We start from the raw sequence: 13,092 nt of genomic DNA, 5'->3' as shown, positions 1-13,092 counted from the left end.
GGCGGGGAGAGACGACGGGGCCGATGGCGCAGCGGGTGCGGTGCGCACCCGGCCCGGCCATCGGCCCCGTCACGGCTCAGGGGCGGTGACAGCGCGCGCTGTCACGACCCCGTCGGCCTCACTTCTCGATGGTGACCTTCTCGATCACGACGTCCTCGAGCGGACGGTCGCGCATATCGGTCTTGACCGCGGCGATCTCGTCGACGACCTTCTTGGAGTCCTCATCGGCGACCTCGCCGAACACGGTGTGCTTGCCCTGCAGGTGCGGGGTGGGGCCCACGGTGATGAAGAACTGCGAGCCGTTGGTGCCGGCCGGCCGACCGGTCAGGGCATTGCGGCGGGTGCCGGCGTTGGCCATCGCCAGGACGTAGGGCTCGTTGAAGTTCTTCTCGGAGATCTCGTCGTCGAAGGTGTAGCCGGGGCCGCCGGTGCCGGTGCCCAGCGGGTCGCCGCCCTGGATCATGAAGCCGGCGATGATGCGGTGGAAGATCACTCCGTCGTAGAAGGGGCGGGTGGTCTTCTCGCCGGTCTCGGCGTCCTTGAACTCGCGGGTGCCCTCGGCGAGGCCCACGAAGTTCTCGACTGTCTTGGGGGCATGGTGGGGGAACAGCTCCAGGCGGATGTCCCCGTGGTTGGTGTGCAGAGTTGCGAACATGCGCTCATCCTCCCACAGGGGCGTCGGGACGTCTGATCGAGGTAGCGGGACATCTCATGTGGGGCAGCGGGGCGGTGCGAAAGGTTCCGTTCTCCACATCGGCTGTGAGCGGGACGACTCGCGCGCGGTAGGGTTGGACCACACGGGTGTGCGTCGGCCGCGATCCACCACGGAGTCCGCCGGTCGGCCGCGCCCAGGGACCACCGTCGGACCAGCCCGACGGAGACGACCGAAAGGGGAATCCCCATGGCGCTGAGCACCAAGCGCAAGGCCAAGAAGTCCAAGAAGCAGGCCGCGACCACCGCGGATGCCTTCGGTACCGCGAGCCAGAAGGCGGAGCAGGCGCTCGAGGAGCTGCAGAAGCTCGCCGCGACCCTGGGGCCCGTGGTCACCGAGGGTGCCCGCGAGGCCAAGGTCAAGGCCGCGGAGGCGCAGCAGCGTCTGATGGACCGGGGCGAGAAGCTCTCGCAGGACCTGGGTCCGCGTGCCGAGAAGCTGCGTCACGATGTGCAGGACGACTACCTGCCGCGCGCCCGCAAGACCGCCACCACCACCGGCAATGTCCTCAAGGCTGCCGCGGAGGCCGCCCGCAAGGAGATCGAGAAGGGCCAGGGCGATATCAAGAACGCCGTCCTGCAGCCCACCCCGCAGCCGAAGAAGGGCCGCGCGGGCAAGATCCTGCTGCTGCTGGGCCTGGCCGCCGCCGGTGCCGCCGCGGGCTACGTGGTGTGGCAGAAGACCCGCCCCGTGGAGGATCCGTGGGCCCCGCCCGCGGACTTCGCGCGCGCCCACTACCCGGCCGCCTCCGCCACCGAGACCGACTCCTCCACCGTGCAGGACACCGTGGGCTCGGCCGACGCCGGCGATGTGGCCTCCTCCCTGAACACCGCTGATCGGTCCTCCGACACGACCCCCAAGGACGTGAAGGTGGAGTCCGACCAGGACATCTCGATCGACGACGACAAGAAGGGCACCCACCGCGGCGACGCCTGATCGCCCGCGAGCGCCCCACGGAGCATCCGTGAACGACGGCGCGGCATCCCCGTCCCTGGACGGTGGGTGCCGCGCCGTCCGCATGTCCGGGGACTTTCCCCTGGTCACGGCGCGGCTGCGGCTGGATCCCGTGGGCTGGGACGACCTCGCGGAGCTGCTGGCGCTGCACCGTGATCCGCGCGTGTTCACGGCGGATTCGACCGCGCCGGTGGAGACCGCCGCGCAGATGCGCTGGGTGCTCGGACAGTGGATCACCTGCTGGGAGCGCCACGGCACCGGGTACCTCACGGTGCGCTCGCGCGGTGGTGGAGAGCGCGGGCCCGACGGACCACTCGGTCACCTGCCGGAGGGGTTGCTGGGCGTCGTGGGGATCAGCCTCCTGAGGACCGATGCGGGCGAGCAGCGCAGCGCCTATTGGCGGCTCGCCCCCTCGGCCCAGGGCCGGGGGGTCGCGGCAGAGGCGATGCGGGCAGTGCTCGCCCATCCGACGCTCGGCGGCGCGCGACGCGTCATCGCCGTGACCGCCGGAGGCAACGCCCGCTCGCGGGCGCTCGCACTTCGCCTGGGCTTTCGGCCTGCGCCCGCGGACGCTCCGGTACCGGGAGGGCGCAGCGGGGACGTGCTGCTGATCCGAGATCCGTAGACTTCCGGCTATGACCTCGCTGGATACCTCGTTGCTGGCCGCGGCGCCGCAGGGGGCGGGCCGCTACGCCCCCTCCCCCAGCGGTGACCTGCACCTGGGGAATCTGCGCACCGCCGTTCTGGCCTGGGTGCTGGCCCGGCGCACCGAGCGGGCCTTCCGTCTGCGCGTGGAGGATCTGGATCGGGTGCGCGAGGGCGCTGAGGCCCGGCAGCTCAAGGACCTCGAGGAGCTGGGGCTCGACTGGGACGGTGCGGTCGTGCATCAGAGCGAGCGCGGCGATGCGTACACCGCCGCGATCGCCCAGCTGCAGGCCGCGGGCGCGGTCTACGAGTGCTACTGCACGCGGCGGGAGATCCAGGAGGCGCCGCGGGCCCCGCATGCCCCGCCCGGCGCCTACCCCGGCACCTGCCGCAACCTCACTGAGGCGGAGCGCGCCGCGGGCCGCGAGCGGATGGGGCAGCTGCAGCGCGAGCCGGCGCTGCGCCTGCGCGCCGAGGTGACGCAGTGGAGCGTGCGGGACCTGTGGGCCGGTGAGGTGACCGGCAGCGTGGATGACCTGGTGCTGCGCCGCGGCGACGGCGTGGTCGCCTACAACCTCGCCGTCGTGGTCGACGACGCCGCGGCCGGGGTCGATCAGGTGGTTCGCGGCGACGACCTGCTCAGCTCCGCCCCGCGCCAGGCCCATCTCGCGCACCTGCTGGGCCTTCCCGAGCCGACCTACGCTCACGTCCCGCTCGCGCTGAACACCGCGGGCGCGCGACTGGCCAAGCGCGACGGCGCGGTGACGCTGCGGGACCGTCTCGCCGCCGGGGAGAGCGCGGCCGACGTCGTCGAGCGGATCGGGGACTCGCTGGGAGCGCCGGGCTGCCGCTCCGCGGCCGATCTGCTGGAGTCCTGGGACCCGGCAGGGATGTCCCGTCGGCCGTGGGTGGTGGATCTGCCGGCCTGAGCCGCCCGGGCCGGGTCTGCCCCCGTCGGCCGACCGGAGCTGGAGAGAGCGGCCGAGTTCCTCCCACCACACTTCATCACAGAGGGGGCAACAACCTCGATACACGGATGTATCGTCGCCCCGTGATGCGATATCTCCGTGCTCTCCTCACCGCGCTCTCCTCCGCGCTGCACGCCGTCCTGTCCGCTCTCGGCACCGCCGGTGCCGCCCTCGGTCGGGGCGCGTCCGCTGCGGGACGGGGTGCGGTCGCCCTGCTGCCCGGCGAGTGGAAGAAGCCGATCGCGGCGCTGTTCGTCACGGGCCTCGCGCTCGTGCCGCTGGTCTACTCGGGCAACATGACCTGGTCGTTCATCGACCCGAGCAACCATCTGAACCAGATCACCGCCGCCGTGGTGAACGAGGACACGGGCGCGGACGCGGAGAGCCCCGACGGCGAGGTCTCCCACCTCGACGTGGGTGCGGAGTTCACGGACACCCTGCTGGAGAAGGACCAGGAGAACGTCTACCGCTTCGTGGAGGTCTCCCGCGCCGAGGCGGAGCGCGGCCTGGCCGACGGCACCTACGGGGCCACCGTCGCGATCCCCTCCGACTTCTCCGAGAACATCGCCTCCCTCGGGGGCGACGCGATGGACGCGGCGCCCGCGATGATCACCGTGACCACGAACGACTCGGTCAACTACGTCGGCGGCAACTTCACCAAGTCCATCGGCACCGCGCTCACGGACGCGCTGCGTGCCTCGGTGCTCGAGGAGTACCTCGACAAGATCTACGTCGGCTTCACGACGATCCACGACGGGATCGCGGACGCGGCCGACGGCGCCGCCGAGCTCTCGGACGGTGCGAGCAAACTCCACGACGGCACCGGCGACCTGGTCGACGGCACGGCTGAGCTCACCGACGGCACCGGCCAGCTCGCGGACGGGTCCGCCGAGCTCGCCGCGGGCGCGGTCGACCTGCACTCCGGCAGCCTCGACCTGGTGGTCGGGCTGGATCAGCTCACCTCCGGCGCGGTCACGCTGCGCAACGGCGTCGCGACCCTCGACGCCGGTGCGCAGCAGCTCTCCGGCGGGCTGGCGACCCTCGACGAGAAGGGACGGCCGCTGCGCAGGGGCGCGGACGAGCTCGCCGGCGGCGCCGAGCAGCTCGCGACCGGGGCGAGCGATCTCGCCGGCGGGGCGGGACAGGTCGCCGACGGTACCCAGAAGCTGGACGAGACCGTCACTGACGCCGCCGAGCGCGCCCGCGAGCTGGGCGTGACCGAGCAGAGCGTGCAGCAGGCGAGCGAGGACCTGCTCACCGCGATCGACGACCTCGAGCGCGCGATCGACGGGATGCCGGAGCTGCTGGACGCCCCGGTCGAGGCCGCCGCCATCATCGCAGACACCACCGAGAGCCTCGACGAGAAGGCCGGCGAGCTCGCCGAGACCGCCCGGAACCTCGACGAGTCCACGGGCGATCGTGCCCAGGACGCCCGCACCCTGCGCGAGGGCGCCGAGTCGATCGCCGGTGACGTCGAGACGCTCGACAAGGCCGTGCAGGACGCGGCCAAGGCCACCTCCACCTCGGCGCAGTCCGCCGAGACCTCCGAGGGCTCCGCCGGGGAGCTCGCCGACGGCGTCGACGAGCTCGCAAGACTCTGCGCCGAGGCCGGCGGAGGCCCCGGCGAGGGGTCCGAGCAGCCTTCCGCGGCCGAGTCAGCCGTCTGCCAGAAGGCGGAGGAGCTCGCCGGCACCACGCAGAAGGTCCGCGAGGACGCCGAGACCGCCACCGCCAAGGCGGCCGAGGCCAACCGCCTGGCCCGGACCGCTGCGGAGACCTCCACCGACGTCGCCGACACCGCCGAGGGCATGAGCGACGCCGCCTCCGATATCGAGAAGTACATCGAGACCCTCTCCACCACCACCTCGGCACTCGCCGAGGGCGCCGCTGCTCTCGAGGGCACCACCTCGACCCTCGCCGAGGACACCTCGACCCTCAGCAGCGACCTCGACACGGTGCGGGAGGACCTCGCCTCCGCCGTCCCGTCCGCCGAGCCTGGCCAGAGCGCCTCCGACCTCGCCGGCGAGCTCGCCGACCAGGCCCGCACCGCCGCCCGCGCGCTGCCCGAGGCGTACCGCACCCTGGACCAGGGCGTGCAGGACATCCACCGTCTGAACTCCGGCGCCCGCGAGGTCGCCTCCGGCGCGGACCAGCTCGCCGCCGCAACGGGCACCGCCCGCGACGGCGCCCAGGACCTCGCCTCCGGCGTCACCCAGTACACCGACGGCGTGGGCTCGGCCCGCGACGGCGCTGATCAGCTCGCCGCCGGCACCGGCACCCTCAGGGACGGCGCCGGCACGCTCGCCGACAAGACGGGCGAGGCCCGCGACGGGGCGCAGCAGCTCGCCGACGGCTCCGGCACCCTCGCGGACGGCTTGGCGGACCTCGCCGACGGCGCCCGCCAGGTGGACGACGGGGCGACGCAGCTCGCCGACGGCGCGACCGACCTGGACGACGGCGCCGGCAAGCTCGACGACGGCTCGACCGAGCTCGCCGACGGCCTCTCCGATGCGAAGGACGACGTCCCCTCCTACTCCGACGAGGAGAGCAGCGCGCTCGCCAGCACCGCCTCGGACGCGGTGCAGATGGACTTCGAGCGCCTGCACGATCTGGGCCGCTTCGGCGAGGGCCTCGCTCCGCTGTTCCTCGCGATCAGCCTGTGGGTCGGCGGCATGGCGATCTTCCTGATGATGCCGCCGTTCTCCTCCGACGCGATGGCGCGCGGGACGGGGCCGGTGCGACTGCTGGCAGGCGGGCTCATCCCCGCCTTCCTGCTGGGTCTCGTCCAGACGCTGATCGCCGTCGGGGCTCTGCACTGGCTGATCGGCCTCACCATCGACGACCTGCCGCTGATGTTCGGGCTCGCGGGGCTGACCTCGCTGGTGTTCGTCGCCCTGAACCACGGCTTCGGCGCCCTGTTCGGGCCGGTCGGGAAGTTCGTCGCCCTGGTGCTGATCGCGATGCAGATCTCCGGGGCGGGCGGCACCTACCCGGTCCCGACCCTGCCGGGCTTCTTCCAGATGCTCCACCCGTACCTGCCGATGACCCATGCGGTCGACGCCTTCCGCGGAGCGATCGGCGGCGGCTGGATCGACCCGGCCGGGGACCTCGCCTGGCTGTCGGGCTGGCTGGTGCTCGGCGTCGTTCTGGGGCTGCTCGGCGCGGTGGTCCAGCGGCGCCGCACGCTGCGCACGCTCGGCGCGGACGAGGGCGGACCGGACGGCGCGGACGAGGAGGAGCCGGAGCCCGCCACGGGCTCCGCTGCCCGCGCCTGAGGCGCCGGCCGACCTCGTCGCACTTCTGGAGCAGGGAGTGCGGCCAACCTGCGTCAGCGCTGCCCGGCTCCGCGTCCGCGGATACTCAGCGGGCGAGCAGCTCCTCGGTGCCGGTGCCCGGCAGGCTCAGGGTGACCGGGGTGCCCCACGGGTCCTCGACTCGGACCGAGCGGCCGGTGTCGGCGAAGGAGAGGCCCGCGCGGCTGAGGCCGGCGGTCAGCGCGGCCCGGTCCTCGAAGAGGAAGGCGGTGTGGAACAGGCCGGCCTGGCGCGGGTCCACGCCCGGCAGGCCGGGGGTCGCGATGAGCCGCACGAAGGGGACCTGCCCCCGACCCAACACGCGGTGGACCTCGCCGCCGGGACGGCCCTGCCCCTCGAGCGGGGCCAGAGCCAGGGCGTTCTCGTAGTAGGAGCTCATGAGCTCGAGGTCGCCCACCCGCAGGGTGACGGCGTCCATGGTGAGATCGCGGGAGACGTGGCGCTACTCCCGAACTCTGGTCCAATATTCAACTATTGGTGGCGGGGTTCTCCCGGGCTGGTGTCGGGGCTGGGCGGCCCGGCGCAGCCCCCTTGGCAGGACGCAGGGCGGTGAGCCGATGGCCCACCGCCCTGTCACCGGGTCCGCTCTCCCCTGCCGACCCGGGGTCCTCATCGTCTCGACAGGACCCGAAGGGGTGGTCCCGGAGTCGATGGTGCCTTAACAGTAGGCCGCCACAGCCCCGTCGGACCGGGACCTGGGTCCCGCCACAGAACCCGCACACCCGCAGGTCAGAGCCACTTTGAGACCTCAGGCGGAGGCTGCTCTCCGGCCTGCTGGCGCCATGCCCCCTGCGCGTCCTGCGCGATGCGCACCGGCTCGCCCTCGGCGGGCAGCACCCAGAGCCGATCCGCCTGCGTCTCCCACAGCAGAGCAGGCGGCGCGGCGGGGTCGTAGCTGAAGTCATCGGCCCAGAAATCCTCGCCGTCGGCGTCGCGCAGCACCACCCCGAGCTCATCCCCCGCGGCGTCCAGCACCGCCGAGACCTCTCCGGACGGCGCGAGCACCTCTACGCCGATCTCCGCGACCGGGCTCGGCTCGGGCTCCTCGGGCTGCGGATCGCGGTCCGTGCAGGCGGGCAGCACCACGGCGGGTGAGAGCAGCAGCGAAGCGCGCAGAAGGTGCCGACGGGTGAGTGTCATTCGCGCTCCCGGCTCTCCTCAGTCATCGCCCGCGCCCCAGCCATCGCCCGCGCCCGGTCGATGACCCGCCGGCGCACCTCCCCGTCGGCCGCGATCTCCGCGATGATCTGCGCCATCGCGACCGCGCAGTCGTCCATGAGCCGGTAGCCCTCGCCGCTCGCGGCGTGCTCGGCGAATTCGCGAGTGTGCAGGGCGCCGCCCGCCCCGGTGATGCCGACAAAGGGGTGCAGGCCCGGCAGGCGCTGGGAGACGTTGCCCATGTCGGTGGAAGCGGCTGAGACGCCGAGCGAACCGTCGAGTGGGCGGCCCCGGCGCTGCATCGCCCGGTTCCACGCGGCCCCGAGGTCGGGGTCCTGGCGCAGCGGCTCATAGACCGGCTCGGTCTCCACGATCTCCACCGTGGTACCGGTCGCGAGCGCCGCTCCCTCGAAGCAGGCCAGGAGGCGATCGCGCAGCACCGCGAACTGCTCGCGGGTCAGCGCCCGGCATTCGAAGTCCACGACCGCCTGCTCCGGGACGATGTTGGTGACGCCGTCGGCCTGCGGCACGAGCGCTACGCGCTGCCCGTCGAGCATCCGCTGGCGCAGCAGACCGGCGGCGACCTGCGCGAGGACTGCGGCATCGTTGGCGTTGATTCCGTCGGCCGGGTTTGCGGCGGCATGGGCGCCGCGGCCGGTGAAGGTGGCGCGCCAGCGGCCCACCGCCTGGCTGGTGGAGCCCAGCACGTCATAGGTGTCGGTGGCCGGAGTGGGGTGGCTCATGAGCGCCAGGTGCGCTCCGTCGAACACGCCGCGCTCGATGAGCAGTTGCTTGCCGCCGCCGTGCTCCTCCGCGGGGCTGCCGATGACCCGCAGCGTGAGATCCAGGTCCTCCAGCAGAGCCGGGTCGGCGAGCGCAAGGGCTGCGCCGACGGAGGCTCCGGCGATGAGATTGTGCCCGCAGCCATGGCCGATGCCGGGCAGCGCGTCGTACTCCACGCACAGCACCGCCACCAGCGAGCCGGTGCCGAGCGTCGCGGTGAAGGCGGTGGGCAACTCCCCGACGCCACGCTCGAGCGTGAACCCGGCCTGCTCGAGGAGCGCGGCGCAGCGTTCGGCGCTGCGATGTTCCGCGAAAGCGATCTCCGGATCCGCGTGCAAGGCGCGGGAAAGGGCGTGGACCTCGGCGCGACGTGCTGCATAGGCGGCCGCGAGGGCCTCGGGGGCTCCCGGCGCAGCGTGCTCGGTCGATGCGGCCTGCGCGGTCGGCGCCGTGTGCTTGGTCGGCGCCGTCGGCGCGTCATCGCGCGGTGGCTCGGGGCGGGCAGCATCGGGCTGGTCGGTGCTCATGCCCGGATGATCCCACGGGCCCGGCATCGCGCGCGGCCGATGGCGCCAGCGCCGCACGCTGCCCTGCGCGCCAGGACCTCAGTCCACTCCGCGCAGCAGCGGCGGCATGAGCGAGGTTCCGCCGCCGGCGCGGTACAGCCGGGCCGGGCGCCCACCCGTCGGCTCCGCATGGTGCCCCGCATCCTCCACGAACCCGGGGGTGCGCGTGGCCTTGCGGTGGAAGTTCCCGGCATCCAGGCGGCGGCCCCACACGCTTTCGTACACGCCGCGCAGCTGGGAGATCGTGAACTCCTCGGGCAGGAACGTCACCGCGAGCGTGGTGTATTCGAGCTTGGAGCGGGCACGGTCCACGGACACCTCGAGCACGTGCGCGTGGTCGAAGGCCAGCGGCACCTCGGCGAGGTCCTCGAGCGGCCACCAGCGGGCATCGGCCACATCGGCGCCACGCTCCGGATCGGGCAGATCCGCGCCGAGCGCCATGAACGCCACCGCGACCACGTGTCCGCGGGGGTCGCGGCCCGGGGTGCCGAAGGTGCGCACCTGCTCAAGGTGCACCACCCCGGCGCCCAGCGACGCCTCATCGGACAGCACCCGATGGGCGGCGTGGTCGAGGTCCTCGTTCTCCGTGACGAACCCGCCGGGCAGCGCCCAGGCGCCCTTGAACGGCTCATCATCACGCTGGATGAGCAGCACGGACAGGCGGCCCTTGCGCAGGGTGAGCACGACGAGGTCCACAGCGACCCTGATCGCAGGCGGCGGTGCCGGAGTGTTCATGGCGTCACCCTAGATCAGTTCTGGTCGGGATGACCGCAAGCAATCCCGACGCTCGGCTCAGTGGTCGAGCCAGCGGGACCACTTCTCCGGCTGGTGCTCCGCCTCGACGGTGCGGACGGTGCCGGAGGTGGAGCGCATGACGATCGATTCGGTGATGATGCGGCGGCCCTCGTAGCGCACGCCGCGCAGCAGCTCGCCGTCGGTGATGCCGGTGGCGGCGAAGTAACAGTTGTCCGAGCGCACCAGATCGCCCGTGGTCAGCACCGCCTCGAGGTCCAGGCCCGCATCCAGGGCCTTCTGCTTCTCGGCCTCATCGGTGGGGGCCAGCCGCCCCTGGATCATGCCGCCGGTGGCCTTGATGGCGCAGGCTGCGACGATGCCCTCGGGGGTGCCGCCGGTGCCCAGCAGCATGTCCACACCGGTGCCGCGGGCAGCGGCGATCGCACCGGCCACATCGCCGTCCATGATGAATTTGACGCGCGCCCCGGCCTCGCGGATCTCGCGCACCAGCTGCTCATGGCGGGGGCGCTCAAGCACGCACACATTGACCTGGTGCACGGGCTTGTCCAGGGCCTTGGCGACCAGGTGGATGTTCTGCTTGACCGGCAGGCGCAGATCCACGAAGTCCGCCGCCTCCGGGCCCACCACCATCTTCTCCATGTAGAACACGGCCGAGGGGTCGAACATCGAGCCCTTCTCAGCGACCGCGAACACGGACAGCGCGTTGTTGTAGCCGAGGGCCGTCAGGCGGGTGCCGTCGATCGGGTCCACCGCGACATCCACGTCGGGCCCGGTGCCATCGCCCACCTTCTCGCCGTTGAACAGCATGGGCGCCTCATCCTTCTCGCCCTCGCCGATGACGACGGTGCCGTTCATCCGCACAGAATCCATGAAGGAGCGCATCGCGTCGACGGCGGCCCCGTCGGCCCGATTCTTGTCCCCGGCGCCCACCCAGCGGCCGCCGGCGATGGCTGCGGCCTCGGTGACGCGCACCAGTTCCAGGGCGAGGTTGCGATCGGGCGCAATGGCGGTGGACTCGGACATGGGGCCTCCCTCGGCTCATGGATTCGGCGTCGCAGCGGCGATCGCACCCGGCCCGACGGACCGGCGGATCAACGGCTGACGCTCACTGGTGACTGTATCCGACCTGTGCGCCGGGCAGAGAGACAACAGTCCGGCTGAGCGGACGCCGGCGGGCGCGGGGGCGTAGGTGGCAGGGCGGGCGCGGGCAGGCACGCCGATGCACAACCCCGGCCACGTGACGTACATTACTCACACCATCGGACAAAAGCCGGGGCGTCGGAGATCGCAAGGGAGTGAGGACCGTGCAAGGACGCACGATGCTGGATCTCGGGCTGCGCAACGAGCTGCTCGTGCTGGACCTCATCCGACACGCCCCCGACGGGACCTCGCAGTCGGAGGTGGTGCGCCGCACCGGGCTGTCGCGGCAGACGGTCTCGCTGATCGTGCGGCGTCTGCTGGACCGCGGGATCATCTCCACCGCCGGCACCGTCACCGTCGGCCGCGGCAAGCCCGCCACCGTGCTGCGACTCGTGCCTACCGCCCAGCTCGTAGCGGGGGTGCACCTGGACCCGTCGGCAATCTCCCTGGTCATCGCGGATCTGCTGACTTCCGTGGTGACCGAGCGGAGACTGCCCGCCCCCAGCCGCGACCCGGAGGGCGATGTGGACCGCATCGCCGCGGAGCTCACCGCGGTGACCCAGACCCTGCACGAGGAAGGCTGGCGCACCCCCGATGGCCGCGACGTCGACGAGGCGCTGCTGGGCATCGGGGTGGCGAGCCCCGGCCCGATCGATGTCACGCGCGGCGTGATCGTCGATCCGCCCTGGCTGCCGGGCTGGCGGGATATGCCGGTGGTGAAGCGTCTGCGCGCCCGCACCGGACTGCCGGTGGTGCTGGACAAGGACACGAACGCGGCGCTCACCGCGGAAATGTGGTCCACCCCGCAGCCGACGGGCGAGACGGTGCTCTACCTGTACATCGGCGCCGGCATCGGGTCCGCGGTGAGCGTCGGCGGGACCGTCCATCACGGCGCGGGGGCGCTCGCCGGGGAGATCGGGCACCTGCCCACGGGCCTGGAGGGCGCCGAATGCTCATGCGGCCGACGCGCCTGCCTGAGTCTGTACACCGACGGGGCCGCGCTGCTCGAGCGGGCCGAGCAGCTGGGGGTGCCGCTCCCGGACCCGGACCTGCCCACCGCGGAGCGCCTCGCGGGCCTCACCTCTCTCGCGGCCGATGGGGATGCCGGGGCGCGGCAGCTCGTGGAGGACTTCGGGCTCGCGCTCGGCGAGGCGCTGCGCACCCTGATCGACGTGCACGATCCGCATCGCGTGATCATCGGCGGGCCGAACTGGGCTGCGCTCGAGCCGATGGCCCTGGGCCGCGTGCTGGAACGCTCGCGGCACGCCCGGCTGCGTCGGCCTCGGGAGGTGGAGATCCTCACCTCGCAGCGCGGGGACGACGTCGGCGCGCTCGGCGCGGCCACGCTGTTCCTGCAGCGCGAACTCTCCCCCGCCGCCCGCGGGTGACGGGCGCGCGGGCAGAGTCAGGCGCGGGTGCTGGCGGGCTCCACGCGGGCGGCAGGCTCGGCGGTGCGCTCGCCGACGGCCTTGAACAGCGCCACGAACAGCGAGACCAGTCCGATGGTCAGGATGATGTGGCCCAGGCCCGCGATGCCGGGGATCGCGGCGGTGGTCTCGGCGGGATCCTGCCCGTCCAGGGTCAGGAAGCCCCGCACGGCCTGCATGATCACGGTCAGCACGAGGCCGATGTTGTAGGTCCAGTAGAAGACGGTGAAGGAGCGGCGACCGCTCAGGTGCAGCACCGCATCCAGGGCGAGCACCACGAGGAACATGACCATGCCCAGCACCAACAGGTGGGTGTGCAGGGTCGCGAGCTGCGTGGGTTCGCCGAGGTTGTCGGTGAACTTGGTGTACTCGCGGTAGAACACCCCGCTGAGCAGGCCGAGGATCATGTAGACGAGCGAGGTGGTGAGCAGACGTTTCATGCCCTCGACGCTACGAAGCCCGCCGCGTCCACGGATCCACCAAAAGATGGAGTCACAGCCATCCGCACCGGTCAGAGCGGAGACCCGGGCCACAGTGAGCCACCCCGGTCGGGCCCCAGCGCCCCGCTCCAGTCACGCCCCAGCGCCCCGCCACCGTCGGCCACAGTGAGCCACCCCGAACAGGCCGATGGGCCCCGCCGCGGCGGCCCCGCGCGGCATAGGCTGAGCT

12 protein-coding genes are annotated in these 13,092 nt (G+C 72.4%); 5 read left to right on the top strand and 7 right to left on the bottom strand.

The window, feature by feature from the left end; translation table 11 throughout:
- Positions 1 to 118 precede the first annotated feature (118 nt).
- Positions 119 to 655 carry a peptidylprolyl isomerase gene (locus tag MU407_RS12670; RefSeq protein WP_158239508.1) on the bottom strand — a complete coding sequence of 179 codons (537 nt, stop codon included), beginning with the start codon at positions 653 to 655 and terminating at the stop codon, positions 119 to 121.
- A 246-nt stretch (positions 656 to 901) separates the two neighbouring features.
- Between MU407_RS12670 and MU407_RS12665 the strand changes: the two genes are divergently transcribed.
- The 4 genes from MU407_RS12665 to MU407_RS12650 all read left to right on the top strand — a co-directional run bounded on the left by MU407_RS12665 (position 902) and on the right by MU407_RS12650 (position 6,554).
- Positions 902 to 1,648, top strand: a complete 747-nt coding sequence (locus MU407_RS12665; protein WP_246958017.1) for a hypothetical protein — start codon at positions 902 to 904, stop codon at positions 1,646 to 1,648.
- A 28-nt stretch (positions 1,649 to 1,676) separates the two neighbouring features.
- Complete coding sequence (locus MU407_RS12660; protein WP_246958015.1) at positions 1,677 to 2,291, top strand: GNAT family N-acetyltransferase; 615 nt, start codon at positions 1,677 to 1,679, stop codon at positions 2,289 to 2,291.
- A 10-nt stretch (positions 2,292 to 2,301) separates the two neighbouring features.
- Positions 2,302 to 3,240, top strand: a complete 939-nt coding sequence (gene gluQRS / locus MU407_RS12655; protein ID WP_246958013.1) for a tRNA glutamyl-Q(34) synthetase GluQRS — start codon at positions 2,302 to 2,304, stop codon at positions 3,238 to 3,240.
- Between the two features lie 125 nt (positions 3,241 to 3,365).
- The gene (locus MU407_RS12650; RefSeq protein ID WP_246958019.1) at positions 3,366 to 6,554 is read left to right on the top strand and encodes a YhgE/Pip domain-containing protein; all 3,189 of its coding nucleotides are present in this window, start codon (positions 3,366 to 3,368) and stop codon (positions 6,552 to 6,554) included.
- A gap of 85 nt (positions 6,555 to 6,639) precedes the next feature.
- On the opposite strand, the gene MU407_RS12645 is transcribed toward MU407_RS12650, so the two are convergent.
- The 5 genes from MU407_RS12645 to glpX form a co-directional block, all read right to left on the bottom strand.
- Positions 6,640 to 7,011, bottom strand: coding sequence for a hypothetical protein (locus tag MU407_RS12645; RefSeq protein ID WP_246958011.1), 372 nt, complete (start codon positions 7,009 to 7,011; stop codon positions 6,640 to 6,642).
- 311 nt (positions 7,012 to 7,322) lie between these two features.
- Positions 7,323 to 7,733, bottom strand: a complete 411-nt coding sequence (locus MU407_RS12640) for a hypothetical protein (RefSeq protein ID WP_246958009.1) — start codon at positions 7,731 to 7,733, stop codon at positions 7,323 to 7,325.
- Entirely contained in the window at positions 7,730 to 9,061 is a 1,332-nt protein-coding gene (locus MU407_RS12635; RefSeq protein WP_246958007.1) for a M20 family metallopeptidase, read from the bottom strand. The genes MU407_RS12640 and MU407_RS12635 overlap by 4 nt, the downstream gene beginning before the upstream one ends.
- Before the next feature lie 78 nt (positions 9,062 to 9,139).
- Positions 9,140 to 9,835, bottom strand: coding sequence for an NUDIX domain-containing protein (locus MU407_RS12630; RefSeq protein ID WP_246958005.1), 696 nt, complete (start codon positions 9,833 to 9,835; stop codon positions 9,140 to 9,142).
- A 57-nt stretch (positions 9,836 to 9,892) separates the two neighbouring features.
- Positions 9,893 to 10,879, bottom strand: a complete 987-nt coding sequence (gene glpX / locus MU407_RS12625) for a class II fructose-bisphosphatase (RefSeq protein WP_246958003.1) — start codon at positions 10,877 to 10,879, stop codon at positions 9,893 to 9,895.
- Between the two features lie 281 nt (positions 10,880 to 11,160).
- On the opposite strand from glpX, the gene MU407_RS12620 reads away from it, so the two are divergent.
- On the top strand, positions 11,161 to 12,384 hold the full coding sequence (locus MU407_RS12620; RefSeq protein WP_246958002.1) for an ROK family transcriptional regulator: 1,224 nt from the start codon (positions 11,161 to 11,163) through the stop codon (positions 12,382 to 12,384).
- Positions 12,385 to 12,401: 17 nt separating this feature from the next.
- On the opposite strand, the gene MU407_RS12615 is transcribed toward MU407_RS12620, so the two are convergent.
- A complete protein-coding gene (locus MU407_RS12615; RefSeq protein WP_246958000.1) occupies positions 12,402 to 12,863 on the bottom strand; it encodes a DUF2871 domain-containing protein in 462 nt (153 codons plus the stop codon).
- Between the last annotated feature and the right edge of the window lie 229 nt (positions 12,864 to 13,092).

Origin of the sequence: Brachybacterium sp. Marseille-Q7125, assembly GCF_023062615.1 — a bacterium.
Classification (GTDB): domain Bacteria; phylum Actinomycetota; class Actinomycetes; order Actinomycetales; family Dermabacteraceae; genus Brachybacterium.
The sequence above is the reverse complement of the archived record's forward strand: the minus strand, read 5'-3'. Positions and strand labels throughout refer to the sequence as shown.